At 35.1% G+C, this 20,779-nt stretch carries 23 protein-coding genes; 16 read left to right on the forward strand and 7 right to left on the reverse strand.

The window, feature by feature from the left end:
• Positions 1–8: 8 nt before the first annotated feature.
• Together AB4Y30_RS03830 and AB4Y30_RS03835 are read right to left on the reverse strand one after the other, a co-directional pair.
• On the reverse strand, positions 9–1,793 hold the full coding sequence (locus AB4Y30_RS03830; RefSeq protein WP_368654176.1) for an IS1182 family transposase: 1,785 nt from the start codon (positions 1,791–1,793) through the stop codon (positions 9–11).
• A gap of 149 nt (positions 1,794–1,942) precedes the next feature.
• The gene (locus AB4Y30_RS03835; RefSeq protein ID WP_368654177.1) at positions 1,943–2,809 is read right to left on the reverse strand and encodes a GyrI-like domain-containing protein; all 867 of its coding nucleotides are present in this window, start codon (positions 2,807–2,809) and stop codon (positions 1,943–1,945) included.
• Between the two features lie 231 nt (positions 2,810–3,040).
• Here AB4Y30_RS03835 and AB4Y30_RS03840 point away from each other — a divergent pair, with 231 nt between their 5' ends.
• From AB4Y30_RS03840 to AB4Y30_RS03880, 9 genes are all read left to right on the forward strand, one after another.
• Complete coding sequence (locus AB4Y30_RS03840) at positions 3,041–3,799, forward strand: DeoR/GlpR family DNA-binding transcription regulator (protein WP_368654178.1); 759 nt, start codon at positions 3,041–3,043, stop codon at positions 3,797–3,799.
• 199 nt (positions 3,800–3,998) lie between these two features.
• Positions 3,999–4,781, forward strand: a complete 783-nt coding sequence (gene phnX / locus AB4Y30_RS03845) for a phosphonoacetaldehyde hydrolase (RefSeq protein WP_368654179.1) — start codon at positions 3,999–4,001, stop codon at positions 4,779–4,781.
• Positions 4,782–4,786: 5 nt separating this feature from the next.
• Positions 4,787–5,917, forward strand: coding sequence for a phosphonoacetaldehyde reductase (locus AB4Y30_RS03850; protein WP_368654180.1), 1,131 nt, complete (start codon positions 4,787–4,789; stop codon positions 5,915–5,917).
• 24 nt (positions 5,918–5,941) lie between these two features.
• Positions 5,942–7,594: an ABC transporter substrate-binding protein gene (locus AB4Y30_RS03855; protein WP_368654181.1), complete on the forward strand. Its 1,653-nt coding sequence runs from the start codon at positions 5,942–5,944 to the stop codon at positions 7,592–7,594.
• Between the two features lie 22 nt (positions 7,595–7,616).
• Positions 7,617–8,543: an ABC transporter permease gene (locus AB4Y30_RS03860; protein ID WP_368654182.1), complete on the forward strand. Its 927-nt coding sequence runs from the start codon at positions 7,617–7,619 to the stop codon at positions 8,541–8,543.
• A complete protein-coding gene (locus tag AB4Y30_RS03865; RefSeq protein ID WP_368654183.1) occupies positions 8,543–9,385 on the forward strand; it encodes an ABC transporter permease in 843 nt (280 codons plus the stop codon). Before AB4Y30_RS03860 ends, AB4Y30_RS03865 begins: the two co-directional genes overlap by 1 nt.
• Positions 9,386–9,395: 10 nt before the next feature.
• A complete protein-coding gene (locus tag AB4Y30_RS03870) occupies positions 9,396–10,379 on the forward strand; it encodes an ABC transporter ATP-binding protein (protein WP_368654184.1) in 984 nt (327 codons plus the stop codon).
• Positions 10,376–11,170 carry an ABC transporter ATP-binding protein gene (locus AB4Y30_RS03875; protein WP_368654185.1) on the forward strand — a complete coding sequence of 265 codons (795 nt, stop codon included), beginning with the start codon at positions 10,376–10,378 and terminating at the stop codon, positions 11,168–11,170. The genes AB4Y30_RS03870 and AB4Y30_RS03875 overlap by 4 nt, the downstream gene beginning before the upstream one ends.
• A 24-nt stretch (positions 11,171–11,194) precedes the next feature.
• Positions 11,195–12,535, forward strand: coding sequence for a CehA/McbA family metallohydrolase (locus AB4Y30_RS03880; RefSeq protein ID WP_368654186.1), 1,341 nt, complete (start codon positions 11,195–11,197; stop codon positions 12,533–12,535).
• 243 nt (positions 12,536–12,778) lie between these two features.
• On the opposite strand, the gene AB4Y30_RS03885 is transcribed toward AB4Y30_RS03880, so the two are convergent.
• A complete protein-coding gene (locus tag AB4Y30_RS03885; protein ID WP_368654187.1) occupies positions 12,779–12,916 on the reverse strand; it encodes a hypothetical protein in 138 nt (45 codons plus the stop codon).
• A 190-nt stretch (positions 12,917–13,106) separates the two neighbouring features.
• On the opposite strand from AB4Y30_RS03885, the gene AB4Y30_RS03890 reads away from it, so the two are divergent.
• Positions 13,107–13,499, forward strand: coding sequence for a DUF3021 domain-containing protein (locus AB4Y30_RS03890; RefSeq protein ID WP_368654188.1), 393 nt, complete (start codon positions 13,107–13,109; stop codon positions 13,497–13,499).
• A gap of 46 nt (positions 13,500–13,545) precedes the next feature.
• Here the strand turns inward: AB4Y30_RS03890 and AB4Y30_RS03895 are convergent, their stop codons facing one another.
• The gene (locus tag AB4Y30_RS03895) at positions 13,546–14,109 is read right to left on the reverse strand and encodes an NADPH-dependent FMN reductase (protein ID WP_368654189.1); all 564 of its coding nucleotides are present in this window, start codon (positions 14,107–14,109) and stop codon (positions 13,546–13,548) included.
• Positions 14,110–14,298: 189 nt separating this feature from the next.
• Between AB4Y30_RS03895 and AB4Y30_RS03900 the strand changes: the two genes are divergently transcribed.
• The 5 genes from AB4Y30_RS03900 (at position 14,299) to AB4Y30_RS03920 (ending at position 18,682) form a co-directional block, all read left to right on the forward strand.
• Entirely contained in the window at positions 14,299–14,670 is a 372-nt protein-coding gene (locus AB4Y30_RS03900; RefSeq protein WP_368654190.1) for a winged helix-turn-helix transcriptional regulator, read from the forward strand.
• Positions 14,671–14,918: 248 nt separating this feature from the next.
• Positions 14,919–15,968, forward strand: a complete 1,050-nt coding sequence (locus AB4Y30_RS03905; RefSeq protein ID WP_368654191.1) for a FecCD family ABC transporter permease — start codon at positions 14,919–14,921, stop codon at positions 15,966–15,968.
• Positions 15,965–16,726 (forward strand): ABC transporter ATP-binding protein, encoded by a 762-nt coding sequence (locus AB4Y30_RS03910; protein ID WP_368654192.1) that lies wholly within the window; start codon positions 15,965–15,967, stop codon positions 16,724–16,726. Before AB4Y30_RS03905 ends, AB4Y30_RS03910 begins: the two co-directional genes overlap by 4 nt.
• Positions 16,727–16,746: 20 nt before the next feature.
• Positions 16,747–17,766 (forward strand): ABC transporter substrate-binding protein, encoded by a 1,020-nt coding sequence (locus AB4Y30_RS03915; protein ID WP_368654193.1) that lies wholly within the window; start codon positions 16,747–16,749, stop codon positions 17,764–17,766.
• Between the two features lie 4 nt (positions 17,767–17,770).
• Positions 17,771–18,682 carry a ferrochelatase gene (locus tag AB4Y30_RS03920; protein WP_368654194.1) on the forward strand — a complete coding sequence of 304 codons (912 nt, stop codon included), beginning with the start codon at positions 17,771–17,773 and terminating at the stop codon, positions 18,680–18,682.
• Positions 18,683–18,767: 85 nt separating this feature from the next.
• Here the strand turns inward: AB4Y30_RS03920 and AB4Y30_RS03925 are convergent, their stop codons facing one another.
• Both AB4Y30_RS03925 and AB4Y30_RS03930 read right to left on the reverse strand, forming a co-directional pair.
• The gene (locus tag AB4Y30_RS03925; protein WP_368654195.1) at positions 18,768–19,268 is read right to left on the reverse strand and encodes a lysostaphin resistance A-like protein; all 501 of its coding nucleotides are present in this window, start codon (positions 19,266–19,268) and stop codon (positions 18,768–18,770) included.
• A complete protein-coding gene (locus tag AB4Y30_RS03930) occupies positions 19,247–19,375 on the reverse strand; it encodes a hypothetical protein (protein ID WP_368654196.1) in 129 nt (42 codons plus the stop codon). The genes AB4Y30_RS03925 and AB4Y30_RS03930 overlap by 22 nt, the downstream gene beginning before the upstream one ends.
• A 186-nt stretch (positions 19,376–19,561) precedes the next feature.
• On the opposite strand from AB4Y30_RS03930, the gene AB4Y30_RS03935 reads away from it, so the two are divergent.
• The gene (locus tag AB4Y30_RS03935) at positions 19,562–19,990 is read left to right on the forward strand and encodes a hypothetical protein (RefSeq protein WP_368654197.1); all 429 of its coding nucleotides are present in this window, start codon (positions 19,562–19,564) and stop codon (positions 19,988–19,990) included.
• A gap of 105 nt (positions 19,991–20,095) precedes the next feature.
• On the opposite strand, the gene AB4Y30_RS03940 is transcribed toward AB4Y30_RS03935, so the two are convergent.
• Positions 20,096–20,764 (reverse strand): NAD(P)-dependent oxidoreductase, encoded by a 669-nt coding sequence (locus tag AB4Y30_RS03940; protein WP_368654198.1) that lies wholly within the window; start codon positions 20,762–20,764, stop codon positions 20,096–20,098.
• Positions 20,765–20,779: the final 15 nt, after the last annotated feature.

Here is a 20,779-nt window from a genome sequence, read left to right on the forward strand (position 1 = left end):
GAATTTTCTTATGAAAATATAATAAAAGCAGGGGCTGTCCAATAAGCCCCCAAAATAAAACAAGAGGAAGAAAAATAAATCATTTTTCTCTTCTTGTTTTTCATTTGTAAAAAATTCCTGAAAAGTAGCCTGCGAAGCTCAGCTATTTTCAGGATATTGTGGGCTATTGCCACGATCCCGAATTCTGTGTGGACTTTATCGATACCCCGTAAAGAAAATCTACGGAACGACCGATTGCCCTTGATGTGACCGAAAACACTTTCTACTTCCACTTTTCGTTGGGCGTAGATTGCTGCTTCCTCTTCACTTTCAAGGGCTGCTTTTGCCTTAGCTTTCATTTCTTCAAAGATTGTATTCCAAAAAATTTGTCTGTTCCCCTTTGCCTTCGTACACTGGGGCTTCAATGGACAATCCAAACAACTTTCACATTCATAAATTTTATAACTCTGCACATAACCAGACCTATTCTTCCGATTGAGATATTTTTTGAACACGACTCTTCGGTTATTTGGGCAGATATAATCATCCTCATGGGCACGATAGGTCCAATTTTTAAAGTTTTTAATGTCTTTTTTGTACGCTCTTTTTTGTTCTTTGAGATAGGTGCCATAGGGTATTAAAAATTCAAAACGAGGGGATTTCTCTTCACCAATCGCATATAAATAATTTGCTTCACTTCCATAACCTGCATCGGCAATGATCCGTTGAGGCATCGGAAGGTTAGAAGCTGCCAACTTCTCCAAGTGTGGAATAAAACACCGAGTATCATTTGGTCGTTGATGCACGGAGTAATCGACAATCAATTGATTTTCTGTGGCCATTTGTACATTATAGCCTGGCTTCAACTGTCCATTTCTCATATGATCTTCTTTCATCCGCATAAACGTGGCATCCGGATCTGTCTTGGAAAAGCTGTTTCGATCTCCTAAGATGGTTTGATAGGTCTGATACTTTTCCATACGTGGAAGAAAGTTCTCACGTATTTGTTTCATTGGTTTTTTTAAGGTGCTACGACGAGAGCGGAGCTGTTTTCGAAGCTGACTTTCTTCCGTATTTTCGATAGCTTCAGAAAGGGCATCTACTTTTTCTGCTAGTTGATTGGCAATCGCTTCTAAGTCTTCCGCAGTCGCTTCTTCTTTAGAATGGCTTATCTCTAGCTCTTCCTGTGCGGCAATCGTATCGATATGTGCCAACGTTTCCTGGATGCGTTGCTTTAACTGCGCCTCCCATCGCACGGTTGATTTTTTCCATACGAAAGAATACTTATTGGCATTGGCTTCTATCTTTGTGCCATCCAAGAAGTAGTTTTCCATCGTAATCCATTGATCTTCTATCAGTTGCAGAATCATCGTTTCAAATAGCTGATCCATCATGGCTTTCATTCGCTTCCCACGAAACGCATTGATGGTGCGAAAATCAGGGGTTTGCATACCTGCAAGCCACATAGTTGGTAGATTTTCTTTGGTCATTTTTTCGATGTCTCTACAGGAATATATTTTTTGGCTGTAAGCATATAAAATAACTTTCAGCATCATTTTGGGATGAAAGGCTGGTCTACCTCCACCGCTATAATAACGATAGAGCTGTTCCTTTGGGATACGCTCCACCATTTCATCTACCACTCGTGCTACATGATGTGTAGGGATATAATCTTGGATATCAAAAATCACCGTGCTTTGTCGGTTATCGTAAGGTTTAAATAAGGGAGTTGCTGGGTTAGAAGCTGTAACTTTTTCCTCGATTACCTCTAGAGGAAGTGTCGTTTGTGTGGTACAATTTGTATGAGATTTCATAAAAAATCGCCCTTTCTGAAATGTTGTGTGGTAACTCCATTTTACAAGAAAAGGCGATTTTTTTATATGTTTTTTAGGAAGAATAAAGAAAAAAAGGGCCGTCATAGAAAAGCAGTTTTCACTGACTTTTTGGACAGCCCCTGCTAAACTCACTCAGATTTCTTCTCAACTGGAATCCAGATCTCACTATAAGCGTTTATTCCATCTTCTTTCATATGGGTAAATGAAAATGAAGGTAATGGCAGAATAATGTAATCAGAGCTTAGTAACCATTTGGCATAAATATCTGCCATCGTATTTTGTAGTGTCTCTGGGAATTTTCCTTCATTTGGAAATACTGCCCATTCATTTACCTCAACGAAATACGTATCAAGTTTTTCATCAATATTGGTTTCAGTTGTTAGTACCCCAATGAAATGCGTTAAATCACCTTTTTCTTCTTGAAATAAATAGTCGGCATCATAGGATGCATTTACAACTTCTTTAGGATCAAGATTCATTAATTCATGCATCAATTCCTTTTGCTCAGTCGTTATAGACTCTACAAGTTTTACTATTTCTTGATTAACCCCTTCAAATTGCATCGGTACTCTTGATTTGACACCAGCTAAGGTAAACGCTGGCATTTTTACTATTTTATATTCCATAGAATCTCCTCCCTTTACTTCGATTGAGAAATGTAGCTTTGAAAACATTTGTTTTATGTTATGTTTTTGAACTTCAGACGGTAGATAACCTAGCTCCTTTTTGAATGCTCGAGTAAAACCGTCAATAGACTGATAAGCATATTTATAAGCAACATCAGTCACTGATAGACCTTTTAATAAATCCTCATTTGCCATGGCAATTCTTCTTTTTTTGATATACTCGTTTAAGGTTAAACCTGTTAAATGAAAGAAAATTGTTTTGAAATGGTATTCATTGATAGCATGAGCTTTAAACCATTCCTTCCAGTTAATGTCCTCACATAAATTTTCTTCAATATATTCAACTGCTTGATTGAGTTCTTTTAACATGAAATGTCCTCCTTTCTGTAGCTACAGTTTATCAACGATTTGTTATCGTTACTCGATATTGTTAGAGAAGTTCGGTCGGATCATATATTGTTTTTAGATGTAAAGTTTTATTATGAAAAACTGAGAAAATATGTAAAAGGTATTTTGATTTGGTAAACTATTGGTATTGATATTTAATTAAGCATGAAGTGTTAATGAAAGCATCATACATACAAAACAGGAGAGATTTCTATGTTATCACAAGAACGATACAACTTAATTATGGAGAACTTACGTGTAAAAGGAAATGTATCCATGAGAGAATTAGTGGAACTTCTAGGTGTTTCCATGGATACGGTGCGTAGAGATATAAAATATTTAGAAAGTATAGGAAATCTAAAAAAAGTATACGGTGGTGCATCTTTACCTAATCAAATTGTGACAAATCATTCTTTTGTCAATCGCAAAAATTCTAATGTTGTAGAGAAACAAGAAATATCTAATAAAGCGATCCAATATATTAAAGAGTATCAGGCGATTGCATTAAATGCTGGTACTACAAATGTGGAGTTTGCGGAAGAATTAGTGAAATCATTTGATTGTTTAACTGTTATCACTAACTCTTTACTCATCGCTAATATTTTAAACACTAAAAAGGATTTCACCGTTATTGTTACAGGAGGGTTCTTAGATCATGAGGAACATTCATTTTATGGTAATGGTGTGATGGATAATTTGCATCAATTCTATGCGGATATTGCTTTTATTAATGTGAATGCCATTTCTTTAGAAAAAGGAATTACAGATTTCCGTCAAGGAGAAGTGGAAGTCATTAATGCTTTTATCAAAAATGTTGAAAAAGTTATCGTCCTTGCCGATTCTAGTAAATTTGAAACCATCTCTTATTTAAAAATATGTGATTTGGATAAAGTGGATGTTTTTCTAACAGATTCAAATATCAATCCACAGCTAGTAAAACAATATAAAGAGAAAAACGTCATCATCAAGTAGGAATATTAGGATAAATATAAAGATGAAATAGCCATTAGATAATGGTTATTTTTTTTGCTTAAATAACACAAAAATGTAAATAAAATAAATTCGATTATATACTTATGTAAAATATATGTAAACTATCGCAAAATATATTGATGAATTATGCAAAAATCATTATGATGGGTTTGAGTTTAGAAGAAGAAAGGGTGGAATCATGAGAAAGATTAAAGCTGTAATTTTCGATTGGGCAGGAACAATTGTAGATTTTGGAAGTATGGACCCGGTAGTTGCTTTGAAAAATGTCTTTAAGTCATTTCAGATTGATGTAAGTTATGAATTGGTAAGAGAATCGATGGGAAAGCATAAAAAAGATCATATTCGAGATATTCTTACGTCGGCTTCTAGTGCTTCACAGTGGGAGAGTATTTACCATCAAAGTTGGACAGAAGAAGATGTGGAGATGGTTTATCAATCATTTAATAAAGAATTGATACATGTTCTATCAACCGATGCAGAAATGTTAGATGGTGTTTTAGAGTTATTCCAAGCTTTAAGAGAACGGGGAATTAAAATTGGTTCATCAACAGGTTATCGAAAAGACATGCTTGATCTTATAATCAATCAAATCACAGATGAAAGGTTGCTGCCAGATTTTATTGTAACAGCTAGTGAAGTGGAAAAGGGTAGACCTTATCCAGATATGATTTTAAAAAATTTGGAGCTAATGGATATAAAAGATAAACAGCAAGTAATCAATATTGGGGACACAAGCGTTGATATTCTTTCTGGATTAAATGCAGGTGTGTTTTCAGCTGGCGTACTGATTGGGAGTAACCAAATGGGACTTTCTAAGGAAGAATTCCAATCTTTAAATGAGAAGGAGAAGGAAGAAATCATAAGTAATACGCAAAAGAAATTTGAACAATCTGGTGCAAATGCGATTGCTCGCCAAATTGGAGATGTACTTGAAATTATTAATGATTTAGAAAGGAATTAAACTTGATGGCAAAATTTTATAATCCTGTAAAACTATATTTTGAGAATAGTGGAATGGTGCAGTTAAAAGAAGATTTAAAAGATATAAATGCAGAAAATATATTAATTATTACTTGGAATAAAGCATTATTTGCTACTGATTCTATTTTACTTAATCTACTTCCTCCTCAAGTATATAAAAAAATAATTGCATTCGATCAATCAAATCCAGATATGGAAGATATCCTTGCAATGTCTGAAGAAATAAAGGATTTTTCATTTGATTTTATCCTTGCAGTTGGTGGAGGTAGTGTGATTGATATTTCAAAAAGCTTAGTTGCATTAAAGCATCAGGAGTTTGAAACGATAGAACAGCTTCGAGATATTATCGTTAATGGTAAGTATGAAATTGGTTTGGAAGAAATTCCAATGTTAGCTATCCCAACAACTTCTGGAACTGGATCAGAGGTAACACCATGGGGAACGATTTGGGATCGAGAATTTAATAAGAAGTATTCTATCAGTTCTTCAAAGTTATTTCCTGCTTATGCATTGATTTTGCCAGAATTAACGATGAAGCTACCGCTAAGGAGCACCATTTCAACAGGGCTTGATGCATTATGTCATGCGACAGAAGCATATTGGTCAATGCATTCAAATCCGATATCTAGAAGTTATTCTCTTCAAGCGATTGCAATGATTTTACAGCAATTGGAACGAAATGACTTTGCATTAGACAACTATGAGATTAGAAAGCAATTGGCCATGGGAAGTGTACTTGCAGGATTGTCTTTTAGCAATACAAGAACAACAGCGTGTCATTCCATTTCTTATCCTTTGACACTTCATTATAATATCGATCATGGTATTGCGGTCAGTATGACATTAGGAAAGATGTTTGAACATAATCAGCAACGTATCATTGATTTACCAAGTCTATTGTCAGCATTTCAAGTAGAGGATGTGAAGGATGTAGAGAAGAGAATCATTGAGATTTACAAAAAGTATGATATACCGTTTCGTTTGATGGATTATCAAGTAAAAAGAAGTGATTTATCAATTATTGCTAGCCAATCTTTTACTAAAGGAAGAATGGATAATAACCCAGTAGATTTAACGGAACATGATATTGAGCAGTTACTAAATTCAATTATTTAATAAAAAAGAAAGAAGGTACATGACATGAGAAAAAATGTAACGCTTAAAAATAAATCGAAAATTATTTTCAGTATCTTTTCGGTAATGTTAGCTCTCTTCCTTGTTGCTTGTTCGGATTCTGATTCAGGAGAAAAGTCTTCAAATAATGGAAATTCTACAGCTTCTGGATCGGAAACAGGTAGTGATACACCTCTAAAAAATATGGAAGAATTAAAAATTGGTGCACAGACTTTACCAAGTACATTGGATGCAAATGCGTCAGTATCTAATGCAGGAATTCAAGTTTACTACAATATTTATGACACATTAATTATGAGAGAACCACATGCTGAGGAGCTTGAATTCATTCCTGGTCTTGCAGAAGAATGGGAGCAAACAGATGATTTAACTTGGGAGCTCAAATTACGTGCGGATGTGAAATTTCATGATGGTACAACAATGACTGCAGAAGATGTTGCTTATTCATTAAATAGAGTAATTAATGAAGAGGATCCGAGTTATGCAACATCTCATGCTTATTTACTAGCGAACATAGAAGAGGCTGAAGTGGTAGATGATTTAACAGTAAGATTACACACATTTAAACCAGAGCCCTTAATGGAGCATTTATTATCAGATCCAAATGCAGGAATTTCTGCTAAAGCCTACTCAGAAGAAGTTGGCTTAGATAAAGCAAGCTTAGAGCCAGTCACAACAGGACCCTATAAAGTAACTTCGTTTGAACCAGATCAGTCTATCGTATTAGAAAGATTTGAAGATTATTGGGGAGAAGAAGCGCCCTTTGAAAAAGTGACCTTTACATTAATCCCTGAGATTTCTTCACGTGCAACAGCTTTACAAAATAATGAAGTAGATTTTGTTACAAGTATACCTGCAGATCAAGAGCAGATTTTTGAAGGGAATGACTCTCTTCGTTTAATAGGTACAACTTATCCAATGTATCATATTTATCGATTTAATATGAGTAATCCAATTGTTGCTGATCCTAATGTAAGAGCAGCATTAGACTATGCTATTGATAGACAGACAATTGTTGATACGATTTGGGAAGGTAAAGCAGAAGCAGCAACTTCATTTCAATTTGAAGATTATGGTGAACCTTTATATTTATCTGATGTAGAAAATATTGAGTTTGATTTAGAAAAAGCAAAAGAATTAATCGCAGCATCAGATTATGATGGTGAAACAATTGAAATCTACAATACTACAAACTATTACACTTATGCAGACTTAGCAGCACAAACAGTTATTGAAATGTGGAAGGAAATTGGTGTGAATGCTCAACTAGTAGAAGTAGAAAGCTTGTCTTCTGTACCTAATGAAGAGAAGGAAATAAGAACATGGTCTAACCCACTTTATTATATTGATCCAATGGGGGTTATTGAGAGACATTGGTCACCAGTTGGTGAGTCAGTAAATAGTGGAGATTTTATCCCTTCGGATGAGTATATAGAACAGTTTGAAATTGCCCGTTATAGTGCAGATGAAAACGAGCGAGCAGATGCATTAAGAAAAATGCAAGAATTTTACCGTGAAGAAACACCTTATATCTATCTGTATAAACCATATGAAGCTATTGCAATGAAGGAAAATATAAATTACGAAATTCCATCTAAATTACGAGCACATACTTTAGGTTTACGTGCAGGAGAAATAAGTGTTAATAGTACACAGTAGGATTAACTAAGGTTGGTGACTCATGTTTAGCTATATTTTAAAAAGAACACTTTTTAGTTTAGCAACCATTTTTCTAGTACTTGTTTTCGTCTTTGTAGCTGCTCGCGTGACAGGAAATCCAGCAGAAATTATGTATCCAGATGGAATGGAGCCCGGGCAGTTAGAACAATACAATGAAAAATACGGTTTAGATAAAAGTTATCCTGAACAATTTTATAGTTATATGAAAAACGCATTTCGTGGAGATTTTGGTCAAAGTATTGTAGAAAGACGGCCTGTAACAGATGTTATTATACCAAGACTTGGTGAAACATTAAAACTGGGTAGCATTGCATTAGTTACTAGTATAGTAGTTGGGATTTTATTAGGAATCTTTATCGCATTAAATCGTGGAAATATTATTGCAAAAGCGATTAATAATTTCATGTCATTGATCTATGCAGTACCAGGCTTCATTATTGCGATATTTTTAATGCTCTTGTTCAGTTTCCAATTGAATATTTTACCTAGTCAAGGTGGGGGTTCAGTACTGAACTATATTATGCCTGTTATTTGTTTGTCTGTTGGACCAATAGTAAGTATTGCAAAACATGTACGAACTGGTGTGTTAGACACATTAAATCAAGAATATATTCGTACGGCAGTAGCAAAAGGTATTGGCAGAAAGCGTGTAATTTACGGACACGCTTTCCGCAATGCGCTTATTCCTACATTAACGATTACAGGGATGGTATTTGTAGATATTATGGCTGGTTCGATGATTATAGAAACAGTTTTCTCATGGCCGGGAATAGGAATGACATTAATAAATTCGGTGTTGAATAGAGATTTTCCGATTATACAATTTAGTATTGTTCTTATTTCAGCAGTAGTCGTAGTTGTTAACTATGTTTTAGACGTTTTGTATATGATAGTAGACCCTCGAATCGGTAAAGGAGGGAACGCATAATGAAGCAAGCTATTTCATCCATGCCACTTTTTATTAAAATATGTTTCATCATCGTACTCACTGTTATAATTGGAGCCATTTTTGCGAGTTTAATTTCTCCCTATGATCCGAATGCGCAAGTACTTCTAGATAGAAACAAGCATCCATCCTTTGCAGGTGGTGATATGGCTAATATATTTGGTACAGATGAACTGGGAAGAGATATTTTCTCCCGACTTCTATATGGTGCTCAAGTTAGTATTGCCATGGCATTAGTAGGATTAATTTTTGGAAGTATTATTGGTGTTGTTCTCGGACTAACATCCGGATATTTTGGTGGCTGGTGGGATCGTCTAGTCATGATGGCTGTTAATTTTCAGCAATCTATTCCATTTACATTAGTGATTTTGATTGGAGTAATTATTTTTGGTAGAGGAATCCCAGTGTTAATGATTTTCATCGGAATTGCGAAATGGGAGTCCTATACTCGTTTTGTTCGAGGACTTGTACTAAGTCTGAAAGAGAAGCAATTTATTGAAGCAGCCCAGAGCTATAATGCTTCATCATTTCGAATTATGTTTAAGCATATATTTCCAGCTCTTACTTCTTCTCTAATTGTGTTGATTACGCTTAATTTTCCTGGTGTTTTATTGCTAGAATCCTCTCTTTCCTTTATCGGGATTGGCGTACAACCTCCAACAGCAACACTAGGTCAAATGGTTGGAGCTGGCAGAAATTACTTGACAACAAATCCATGGATTGCAGTAATGCCTGCGATTATAATTGTGATTCTGTCTTATAGCGTGCAAAGTATTGGTGAATGGCTACGGGATAAACTTGATGTTAAAAAGGCTGATAACTAGGAGGGATCATGTGAAAACAGTATTAAAGGTAGAAGATTTAAAGGTTGGTATTAAAGGAAAAAAATCAATAACATATCCTATCCAAAATGTCAGCTTTGATATTAATGTCGGAGAATCCTTAGCACTTGTAGGGGAATCAGGTAGTGGTAAGTCGATGACTGCCATGTCGATTATGGGGTTATTACGTTCATGGAATAGCCATCTGAATACAGAAATCGATGGGAAAATTGAATTTACAACAAAGGCAGGAAAGACACATCAGCTAACAGAAATTGACGATAGAGCTTATGACCTTATCCGAGGAAAGGATTTAAGCATTATTTTCCAAGAGCCTTTATATGCATTAAATCCAGTTATTTCAATTGGGAAGCAGATTGGAGAAGTTATTTGGGCCCATGAGAAAGCTTCTAAAAAAGAAGTTGAACAAAGGGTCGTCTCTCTTTTAAAACGTGTTGGTATTCCAGATCCAGAAAATCGTATGCATGATTTTCCACATCAATTTTCTGGTGGCCAATTGCAGCGAGTGATGATTGCTATGTCAATTGCTTGTGACACTAGCTGTTTGATAGCAGATGAGCCAACAACAGCACTTGATGTTACGATTCAAAAGCAGATTTTAAACCTTTTGAAACAATTACAAAAAGAAGAAAAGCTTTCTATTCTGTTAATCACCCATGATCTAGGAGTTGTTTCTCAATTCGCAGATAAAGTAGCAGTCATGTTTGCAGGAACAATCGTAGAATATGGATATGTAGAAAAGGTATTTAAGAATCCGATTCATCCTTATACAAAATTATTATTAGAATCTATACCTACCTTAGAAACAGAACCAGGTGTTCGTTTACGAACGAAAAAAGATTTTCTTTCCGACGAAGGGAAGAAAAAGGGAGAATTGGTATTTGATCCAGATCATAGGCAAGAGAATTATCATTTGAAATTGATAGAGAAAGAACATTATGTATCCAACTCTTTTACTCGGGAGGTTACTGTATGACAGACCCGATTTTAGAAGTGAAAAATCTAAAAATCTATTATAATACGAAATCTAATATCTTTAGTAAAGGAGCCTCAGGGCAAAATAAAGCAGTGGACGATGTGAGTTTGAAAATCAATAAAAATGAAATCCATGGATTGGTTGGCGAATCAGGATCAGGCAAAAGTTCATTAGCTAGAGCTGTCATGGGCCTTAGTCCAATAACAGAGGGACGAATTTTATTTAACGGAAACGATATCTCAAATCGCAAACATGGTAAAGATCGTGTCAAGATCCAGATGATCTTCCAGGATCCAAACAGTTCGTTAAATCCGAATATGAGGATAAAAGAAATTTTAGAAGAACCTATTATTGTCAATCGTTTAATGAGAAAAGATGAAATTATGCCACGATTGTTAGAGCTGATGGAATTAATTGATTTACCAGTATCCTATTTAGATAGATATCCACATCAATTATCTGGTGGACAAAGGCAGAGGGTTGGTGTAGCAAGGGCAATGACAACAGATCCAGAGCTAATCATTGCAGATGAACCAACTTCTGCACTTGATGTATCTATTCAGGCTCAGCTATTAAATTTGCTTTATGAGCTAAAAGAACAGAAGGGATTATCCATTCTATTTATATCGCATAATTTAGCTGTTATTCGTTATATTTCTGATTATATTTCTGTCATGAAAAAAGGGGAAATTGTAGAAACAGGTAAAGCTCTTGAGGTTTTTAACCAACCTGAACATCCATATACAAAAAAACTAATAAGCTCCATTCCTACACTAAAAAAGTTTTCATAAATGACCAAGGAAAGAGGGAATATCATGAAAAAATTCGAGATCAGTTTACAAACAGTGGATTTAGAGAAAGAGCCTTCTGTTGAAAATCAATTTATCTTTGAAATAAAAAACGTAACTGATACAGTACAAAATAGTGTAATTTGTTTACAAACTCCACTATATACTATTCCTTTTGAATATTTGGAGATAGATATTGTAGATTTAGAACCAAATCAGACGAAACAGATTGATTTAAATTATCAATTTACATATGGAGGAAGGTATGTATTTTACTTTTGGGAAAAAGATGCCCAGCTAGATACTTTAGATAAAACAAGCTTTTTTATTCCAGGTTCAGGATTTTACTCAGGAGATGTACATAACCATTCCTTTTATAGTGACGGGAAAAGTACATTGACGGAAAATCGTGCATCTATGCTTGATAAAGGACATAGCTTTTTATATAGTACTGATCATAATACATTAGAACATGGAAAAGAGATCATTGAATTTCAACGGACAGAAGAAGCAGAGGAATTCCTACATATGGTTGGTTGGGAATTCACATCCAAGCATGGTCATGCCTTAGCGTATGGTGCAGAGGAGCTTTATGATCCAACAAAGATAACGGAAAAGCACAATTTAGAACAGTGGCAAACATATGTAGATGCGATGAATCGGGACAACGGAATTGTCTTTCTTGCCCATCCGTACGAAGCTCCAAAATATGAATTTAGTGATGATGTTTTAATGCAGATTAAAGATATAAATGGAATTGAAGTATGGAATGGTCTCAATCATCATGCACTAAGTTATCAAAATAGAAAAGCATTTGAGATGTGGGATGCATTGAATAGAAAAGGTGAAGAACAGTATATTGGCAATGCCGTTTCTGATGCTCATACAAAAGAAAAGCAAGGGAAACCATATATTAAAGGATATTTAAATACGTTAACACAGGATTCGATTCATCAGCTTTTAAAGAGTGGTTGTTTTATCGGTTCTAATGGACCAGAAATCACCTTTGAAATAGAAAATGCCCAAATTGGAGAGACTTATTATATAGCTGAAGAGAAAAAGACTGTAAAATTCTCATTTACTGTATTTGATCCTGCTGGGCATATAGAAAATATTATTTTGTATAAAAATGTCAAAGATAAAGGACAACGTAAAGCGGAGAAGGTTTTAGAAATTTATCCAGTTGGAAAGTCAGAACGAAGATTTTGGAAAGAAGTATGCTACATGGATGTTTCACCAAATGAATTTTATCGTTTAGAAGTGGTTACTGCTTTTGGTATTGTCGCATATGATGCGGAAGCAAACATACAAGATAAGGGGTTTGCCTATACTAATCCAATTTGGATTTCTCGAGTGAAAAATGATTGATATTGATATTGCATAAATTCCATTTGATATAAATTGAAAAAAGCTACCTATACAGAATTGCCCCCTGTATAGGTAGCTTTTACTTTTGTATATTAATAAACAATATGTATTGCAATCTCAAAATCTAACGCAAAAGCCGCATGTTTTTTACAATTTCAGTAAAGCGTTCAACGGTTTTATAGTTTACACCGTGTAATGCAAATGGAGCTAAGTAATGTGTGCCAACAAAGTTACTGGTTGCTTCTAGAGAACGAGGTAGTTCTGGAATGGTAAATCTAACACCCCTGCTGAATAACCTGCTTGCTTAACTTCTATAGTAACAGAAATTAACGTTTCTTTTCCTTGCAATTCATTACCTTCTTGTACCATGAGCCCAGCCATAGATGATTAAATCCTCGACTAAATTTCAGCAAAGAAGGTGCACTATTCCACTAGATAGAAAATGGAAAGATATGATGAAATGTTTGTAGGCAGCGAAAAAATAGCGAAGGTATGTATGCTATAATAACTTTTAAAAATTATTTTCTTTAATAGAAAATTTAGCGAAAAATTTTAAAGGCAGGTCAATCAAATGCTAATTAGAAAAGCTCTTTTAAGAGGAGGCAGACCTTTCATTATTATGGGAGCAATTGCTTTATATTACCAAGGAAGTTATGAGGATGCTAAAGGAACATTTATGTCCAGCTTAATTGCTTTCTCTGTTGGTGCAGCAACTGTTATATATAATATTGATCATTGGAGCTTTCCGAAGCAAAGTGGTATTCATTTCTTAATCATGCTAGTAACGGTTTATCCTATTCTATTATTTAGTGGCTGGTTTGAAATTTCCACTGTCTTTGATGCTTTTAAAGTTTTTTTCTATTTTGTATCTGTTGGAATAGTAATTTGGCTTGTTATGATTGCATTAGCCAAAAAGTTTTCATGGTGTACTAATGCGGGGAACTTTGTTAGATCTGATTATTAAAGGACCCACTCCAATCATACATAGTTTGGGGTGGGGCTATCTATTATTATCTTACAGTTTTAAGAGCTGTTGACCAAGCAACAACATCATCAATCAATTCACCAAATCTTGGTTTATGAACGTCCATTGGCCTGAAAGTTTTCATTTCCTCAAAGTCATTAAATAAGCTAAATGCACCTTGAGGTTCTACTGTGGCTACTTTTAAGTTTGCTAATGTTGTACGTAATGCCAGAGAAGCCGCAATACCTAGTGTAGAGCCGTAAGCTACAATACCAGCTGCTTTATGATGCCATTCTGAACCTAAGTAATCTAAGTGATCTTTAAGACCTGAAGGAATATTTTTATTGTACTCTGGTGTTACAAAGATAAAACCATCACATGCGTCAATTTTCTTCGACCATGTCTTATGTGCATCTGTTGCATATTCTTTATTTGTCATAAGTGGTGGAACTGCCTCGTTGAAACGATCAAGTCCACTTTCTTTAATATCTATAATTTCAAATTCTGCATTTACTCCTCTAGCATCTGCAAAATTTTTAACCCACTCTGCAACTTGTAAGTTAACACGTACCTCACGTGTGCTTCCTGTAATAATACCAATTTTAGTCATGATGTAACCTCCGTATAAATGTATATTGGATGAATCAAATAATAAACTTGTATTAATTTGATCACTAGAGTTATAATAAATCTAAAGTTTCCTTTTGGGAAGAAGGCACTTTAATTAAACCTAGTTACTTTTAGGAAACTATTTGATGTGATTGGGATTTGGAACTGGCATATAAAGGAGAAAATTTAAATGACTCATCAATTAACAGGTGAAAATTGTGGAGAGCTTCAAGTTGCATTAGATATTATTGTTGGTAAATGGAAGCCGGTAATTTTATTTCATTTGATGCGAAATGAGAAATTGCGTTTTAGTGAACTACAAAGAGCTATTCCACAAATTACTAAGAAAATGTTAACTTCACAATTAAGAGAATTAGAATATAATGACATCATTCATCGCGAAGTCTATCAACAAGTACCTCCAAAAGTAGAGTACTCCATGACGGAATATGGAAACGGATTAATTCCATTATTAGAATCCATGAGAGGATGGGGAATGGAGCATCTAAAACATATGGAGGAATTACACGGGAAAGATAAGATAGAGTTAACTGAAATTTAAGTGTAAAAAAATTAAATATATAAACGTATTTCTAAATACTAAATCATTCAAATTAGAGTGATTTGGTATTTTTTATTTGGAATAGAAATGAACTGCTCATCATAATTGTCGCTCGTATGTAACATCTTTTTCTCCTTCTTTATTTTATTTGTACTATTGACAAAATAATTCCACAAACATATAATTGTCATCAATATAATTAAATTGCATTAAGGAAACAAATTAAAAGGTGGGAAAGGGAAGAGTGAATGGGAAAGAAAAATCATCCATATGTAACAAAAACACTAATCGTGCTAATAATCATGGGTATCATTTTAGTATTTGTAGCAATCGCAGGTATATCAATTGGACCTATTTCTATACCTTTTAAGGAAACGATTTTAATCTTTTTACATAAGTTAAATCTGGTGCATTATGCAGGTTTTACAGAACAACAATGGGTTGTGATAACAGATATTCGACTTCCGAGGGTGCTTGTAGCTAGTTTAGTTGGGGCTGCACTTGCTGTAGCAGGAGTATCTATGCAAGGGTTATTTCGTAATCCATTGGTTGAGCCAGGTTATGTCGGGGTATCTAGCGGAGCTGCACTTGGTGCGGTTTGTGCAATATTCTTTGGTTGGACATCTTTTCATCCATGGTTTTTACCTATCTCTGCATTCATAGGAGCATTATCAGCCACATTTATTATCTTAGCTGTCTGGAAGGTGACAAAACAGAAGAGTATAGCAGTATTGCTTTTATTAGGAATTGGGATTAATTCTTTCTTTTCTGCCGTTATGAATGTCTTGGTTGCATCCTCTAAAGATGAGCAGGAGTTAAGAAGTATTGTTTACTGGTTGCAAGGGGGACTAGAAGCAAGAACCTGGGAGCATGTTTCGTTAATTGTTATTCCGATTATTTTAGGTGTTGGTGTCTTATTTCTTTTTGGAAATAGACTGAATATTATGCTGTTAGGTGAGGAGCACGCAAATACATCTGGTGTAAATACTCGTTTAACGCGAAATATTATTTTAACGATTGCAGCAATGATTACAGGGATTGCTGTTTCGGTCAGTGGAATGATTGGTTTTATTGGACTCGTTGTGCCACATATACTCAGGCTGATTATCGGCCCTGATCACCGTTTATTACTACCTGCAAGTATGCTAGGAGGAGCAATCTTTTTGATCTTAGCAGATTTGATTTCACGTATGATTTTACAACCAATTACCTTACAAGTTGGAGTTGTCAGCGCATTGATAGGAGCACCATTATTTATCATCCTGATATTAAGATCTTTTAAAGGAGCTTCATTATGATAAAAGTTAATGATCTGCATGTTTCATTAAATAATAAAGCCATTTTAAAAAATATTAATGCATCTATTCCAAAAGGAAGCTTTTCTGGATTAATTGGTCCAAATGGAAGCGGGAAAACTACTTTATTAAAAACTCTATCTAAATTGATTCCGTATGATAAAGGGGAAGTAAGCATAGCAGAAAAAGAATTATCATTCTATAAGCATAAAACACTAGCAAGGGAATTAAGTTATGTGCCACAAGATACGAATATAGATTTTGACTTTAACGTCAAGGATATTGTAGCTATGGGTAGGTATGCTCATGGTACGTTTTTTAATAAAGAAATATCTAACGAAGCTATCGTCAAAGAAGCAATGATTGCGACCAATACATGGCGTTTTGCAGATAAGTCGATTTTAAGCTTATCTGGTGGACAACGTCAGCTTGTATGTATAGCAAAAGCATTAGCTCAAGACACACCGCTTATTTTATTAGATGAACCAATTGCAGCACTCGATATTTATTATCAAATCCGGATTCTCAAATTACTTAAAGAGCTTACAATGCAAGGAAAAACAGTGGTGACTGTCTTACATGATCTAAATTTAGTTGCTCGCTTCTGTGAAAATGTACTGCTGCTTGAAGACGGAAAAATTAAAGCCCATGGTAGCTGTAAGGAGGTACTAACAGAACAGACATTACAAGAAACTTATCAAATTGAAGCTGCTGTAAGAGAAGACAAGCTAATAAAAACAATTCAAATTACACCATTGTAAAACGAAAGGATGATAGATGGATGAAAAAGAGTATTTTAATGATGATGGCAATTTTCATATTCGGATTATTAATTGTAGGGTGTCAAGGAGGAAATGAAGAAGAAAGAGCGGAAGCAAATGAACAAGAAGATAACGAAGGGAATGGGGAGAACAGTGTAGAGGGTGAATCAGATACGTTTCCAGTAACCATAGAATTGGATGGAAATTCTATTGAAATTAAAGAAAAGCCTGAGCGTATATTACCAATGTCACTTGATGTAGCCGAAATTGTTCTGGAACTGGTTGAACCAAGTAGAGTAGTTGCGATACCGAAAAATGCAGGAAATTCAGTGATGTCTACACAAGCAGAAAAAGCCAAGGAAATTGAAAATCATGTATCTTCCGCAGTAAATATTGATCCAGAAGAAATTCTTTCCTATGATACAGATTTACTTCTACTAACAAAGGTACATGGACAAGAAGAGGATGCTAGTAATGTATTGAGTGAAGTTGATCTACCAACTCTTTTTTTTAATTCTGTACAAACGGTTGAGGCATTTATGCAAAGAGTTGAACTGATTGGTAAGGCAGTAGGTGAGACAGAGAAAGCTGTTGAAGTAACTAATAGATTAGCTTCAGATGCTGAGTCCATACAGAAAAAGATTCCTGATGGGGACACACCGCCTTCTGTTTTAGTATTATCAGAAGTAGGAACAGGGACAGGACCTTTTATGCTTGGACCTACTAATATTTCATATGATATTATTCAATTGGCAGGTGCTACACCAGCAATAGATTCTATTAATTTGCAAAGCTCCACACCTGCATCGATAGAACAGGTGTTACAAATGGATCCAGATTATATTTTTCTCCTTGATTTTACTGGCGTAGGAGAAGAGGTTTATGAAGATTTAATGGGAGCACCTGGTTGGGACACATTAACTGCTGTACAAAACAACAATCTAAAAGTATTAGATGTAAAATATTTAATGAACCCAAATGTAGATGTAATTGAGGGCCTTGATATTATGGTAGACTGGATTTATGAACTAGAGGAGTAATCTTATGAATATATTAGTATTATTTAGCTATGGAAGCTTAAGAACAATTGATGATGTGGCTGGTTTTTATGATGATATTTTTCACGGCCACGGGACAGCGGAACAAATTGAGAAGGGTGTAGAAAAATACCGCGCTCTTGAAAAAGCTGAAGCCCTAGGCTCTAATACATATCGGATTGGTAGGTTTTTGGCAAAACGGCTCCAACAAATAACGGGGGAGGAGTGGGAGACATTTGTTGCGAACCATCATGCTAGTCCTAGTATAGAAGAAGTCGCAAAAGAGTGCGCGGAGATAGATCCGAAACAAGTGGTCACACTTGGACTAACTCCCTTTGATTCGGTTACCGGTAAAAATGCTTATGAAAGCCGATTTGCAAAGAAGTTTCGAGCACATCATACCTCGACTACTATTGTCCATGCCACTTCCTTTTATGATAATCAATTGTTTAGAAATGTCATAGTAGATCGTGCTAAGACTGCTAAACAATGGCTAAAGGAAGAAGTTAGGAACAAGGCAGAGATTGTCTTTACTGCACATAGTAAGCCAGGAACCGCTGCTGCTCATCAAAAAATGATTAACGAATATAATGAATTAGCCAAACATATTGCAACAGAACTTCCATGTGAACATTATCATATCGCATATCGAAGCGGTCAACCTGCCCCGCAACGCTGGCTTGGTCCAGATGTTTTAGATGTTATTAGTGAGTTAGCGGAGCGACAAGTATCTGCAGTCATATTTATTGAAGTATTATCTGTGATTGAAAACTTAGAAGCTGTAGAAGAAGTGACAAAAGATGCTGTAGCTAAAGCACGAAGCCTAGGCATGGAAGCTATACAAAGTGAATACTTGAATGATAGTGCTGATTTTGTAGAAGCGCTTGTGGATCATTTATGTAGAGAGTTGGGGATTTGATATTGAATAATTGTAACCCCTTCTGGACTTTAGAAGGGGTTATGATGTAGGTATCTATAGAAAGCGATGATTTTATGTAGGTCGATTATAAAATATCAAAAGCAAGCAGCAAAGATGAACTAATATTCATCAGACTATGGATAATCCAGCTAGGCAATATAGATCCATTTCCTAGTTTTTCATTCACATATCCCATCAACCATCCAGCTAAAGCAGAAAAAATAATGATTAAAATCACTAAAGAGCTACTTAAATAAGTAAATAGGAGAATACCATGTAACAGTCCGAATAGGAGGGCTTGAATAACATTACCAGCTCCAAATCCCCACCAATTTGAAAAGTTTTTTAATAAGAGTCCACGAAATAATAATTCTTCCGATAAACCTGTTTGTACAATGGCATAAATCAAAATAAGTAAAATACTCTGTATACCCATAGAGGCAAATTGTGCATTTGCTATCATTGTTTTGTCATCAATAACAGAGAGCAAGATAAATCCTGAAAATAGTAATAAAATAAGAGACAGGGCAGAAAGTATAAAGGCCTTTGTTTTATTGTGAAAAGTTATTTTTTTAACCCAATCCATGGAAGGAATTTTTCATGTTTTCTAAATGCGATTGTCCAATACAAGAAGGAAATAATAGCGAAAATAACTACTTGTATCAATCCATCTATAACCGTTTGAATAAACAATAGATATTCCTCCTTTGTACACGTTAATAAAGTTTAGCAAATAATGGAAAACAGGGATATAAATAAGCTTAATGTCCGGCTTAACTAACTTTATGAAGAGGTAATTATTCAATGGTTTTTTGGATTTAATACATCGTTTTTCGTATGTTAGAATAAAGGTATAGAGTTTGAAAAGGTGGGAGAGGTATGAGATATCGAGGTAGGCTGCTATTTGTGATGATTGCATTTATTGCCTTAACTGGTTGCTCAGAAATTCTTAATTCAGAAGAATTATTGGGAGAAGATGTACAAAGTGCTTTGGAAGTGGCGATAGAAAATGATACTGGTCAAGGGGCACTTGAATTAGTAACACCAAACATTACTACTGAAGATACTAAAATTGAAGTCAAGACGATAGACATAGATGAGGATAAAACTACTTTTATTTTCATAGCTAATGAGCCAGTTTTTGAAGGACAAATCAAAAATAATGAAATTTACACTTTGGATATCAGTGATATTAAAGATGCACTCAGAACGGATTACAATCCTAAAGTTCAGTTAATGCAAACAAGCAATGACAAAGAATCAGGAGATATTACCACCTTTAAACAAGTTAGATATTCTGTAGAGTAAGAAGAACGGACAACAGGTCCTTCCCTAAAAATAAATGGGAGGGGCCTGTTTGTGAGTTATTAATGAGAAAAATGACGGGGTTTCTACATCTGGCAAAAGGTATTTTTAAGTTGGTAAATTTTCCCCAGCAATGAAATGTACTCCTTCCCAGCGCTCTCTTACCGCGTCACAAACTGCCGTAGCAAAATCTTCATAGCTAATACTTTTCTTTAAAAAACTCATTTCATCGTTTGAAGCGTCCCAGCGCTGGTAAGATCCAACACGTAATCCATTAGGAATATATGCTGGTGGTGGGATTAAGTAAGCCCATGATTTTGGGGAAGGTAATGTTTCCAGATAATCACGTAATCGGCTATGAGCTCTTCCTCTAGGTAATGTACGTTCTGGAAAAGCAACGTCTTGCCAAAATCGCTTGCCATTACTCATTTTTAGACTTCCGGCTCCTCCTACTGTAATAATCACTAAATTCTTTCTACCGTCAGCTGCTTTTCGAATTCGTTTGTCGAATTCAAGTAACGTAGTTTCAGGAATATCTCCACGCATGCGAATGGCATTTACAACTATATCAGCTTTCTCTACCGCACAATGCAAGCTAGAGATATTATTTATATCTACAGGCTTCGTCTGAATAGGGGATTTCGTCTTTGGTAGTCTAGAAATATCACTATCCTGTCGTACTGCTGCAATAACTTGGATATACTCATATGTTGATAATTGTTGTAAGACGGAGACCCCAGTACGTCCAGTTGCCCCTAAAATAAGTACATTTGTCATCACCGATCGACTCCT

The organism is Ornithinibacillus sp. 4-3 (assembly GCF_040958695.1).
GTDB lineage: Bacteria > Bacillota > Bacilli > Bacillales > Amphibacillaceae > CALAMD01.

What these genes read in the sequence shown, in the direction of transcription:
- AB4Y30_RS03830 (WP_368654176.1), bottom strand. Translation starts at nt 1,793, where the DNA reads ATGAAATCTCATACAAATTGTACCACACAAACGACACTTCCTCTAGAG.
- AB4Y30_RS03835 (WP_368654177.1), bottom strand. Translation starts at nt 2,809, where the DNA reads ATGTTAAAAGAACTCAATCAAGCAGTTGAATATATTGAAGAAAATTTA.
- AB4Y30_RS03840 (WP_368654178.1), top strand. Translation starts at nt 3,041, where the DNA reads ATGTTATCACAAGAACGATACAACTTAATTATGGAGAACTTACGTGTA.
- phnX (WP_368654179.1), top strand. Translation starts at nt 3,999, where the DNA reads ATGAGAAAGATTAAAGCTGTAATTTTCGATTGGGCAGGAACAATTGTA.
- AB4Y30_RS03850 (WP_368654180.1), top strand. Translation starts at nt 4,787, where the DNA reads ATGGCAAAATTTTATAATCCTGTAAAACTATATTTTGAGAATAGTGGA.
- AB4Y30_RS03855 (WP_368654181.1), top strand. Translation starts at nt 5,942, where the DNA reads ATGAGAAAAAATGTAACGCTTAAAAATAAATCGAAAATTATTTTCAGT.
- AB4Y30_RS03860 (WP_368654182.1), top strand. Translation starts at nt 7,617, where the DNA reads ATGTTTAGCTATATTTTAAAAAGAACACTTTTTAGTTTAGCAACCATT.
- AB4Y30_RS03865 (WP_368654183.1), top strand. Translation starts at nt 8,543, where the DNA reads ATGAAGCAAGCTATTTCATCCATGCCACTTTTTATTAAAATATGTTTC.
- AB4Y30_RS03875 (WP_368654185.1), top strand. Translation starts at nt 10,376, where the DNA reads ATGACAGACCCGATTTTAGAAGTGAAAAATCTAAAAATCTATTATAAT.
- AB4Y30_RS03880 (WP_368654186.1), top strand. Translation starts at nt 11,195, where the DNA reads ATGAAAAAATTCGAGATCAGTTTACAAACAGTGGATTTAGAGAAAGAG.
- AB4Y30_RS03885 (WP_368654187.1), bottom strand. Translation starts at nt 12,916, where the DNA reads ATGGCTGGGCTCATGGTACAAGAAGGTAATGAATTGCAAGGAAAAGAA.
- AB4Y30_RS03890 (WP_368654188.1), top strand. Translation starts at nt 13,107, where the DNA reads ATGCTAATTAGAAAAGCTCTTTTAAGAGGAGGCAGACCTTTCATTATT.
- AB4Y30_RS03895 (WP_368654189.1), bottom strand. Translation starts at nt 14,109, where the DNA reads ATGACTAAAATTGGTATTATTACAGGAAGCACACGTGAGGTACGTGTT.
- AB4Y30_RS03900 (WP_368654190.1), top strand. Translation starts at nt 14,299, where the DNA reads ATGACTCATCAATTAACAGGTGAAAATTGTGGAGAGCTTCAAGTTGCA.
- AB4Y30_RS03905 (WP_368654191.1), top strand. Translation starts at nt 14,919, where the DNA reads ATGGGAAAGAAAAATCATCCATATGTAACAAAAACACTAATCGTGCTA.
- AB4Y30_RS03910 (WP_368654192.1), top strand. Translation starts at nt 15,965, where the DNA reads ATGATAAAAGTTAATGATCTGCATGTTTCATTAAATAATAAAGCCATT.
- AB4Y30_RS03915 (WP_368654193.1), top strand. Translation starts at nt 16,747, where the DNA reads ATGAAAAAGAGTATTTTAATGATGATGGCAATTTTCATATTCGGATTA.
- AB4Y30_RS03920 (WP_368654194.1), top strand. Translation starts at nt 17,771, where the DNA reads ATGAATATATTAGTATTATTTAGCTATGGAAGCTTAAGAACAATTGAT.
- AB4Y30_RS03925 (WP_368654195.1), bottom strand. Translation starts at nt 19,268, where the DNA reads ATGGATTGGGTTAAAAAAATAACTTTTCACAATAAAACAAAGGCCTTT.
- AB4Y30_RS03935 (WP_368654197.1), top strand. Translation starts at nt 19,562, where the DNA reads ATGAGATATCGAGGTAGGCTGCTATTTGTGATGATTGCATTTATTGCC.
- AB4Y30_RS03940 (WP_368654198.1), bottom strand. Translation starts at nt 20,764, where the DNA reads ATGACAAATGTACTTATTTTAGGGGCAACTGGACGTACTGGGGTCTCC.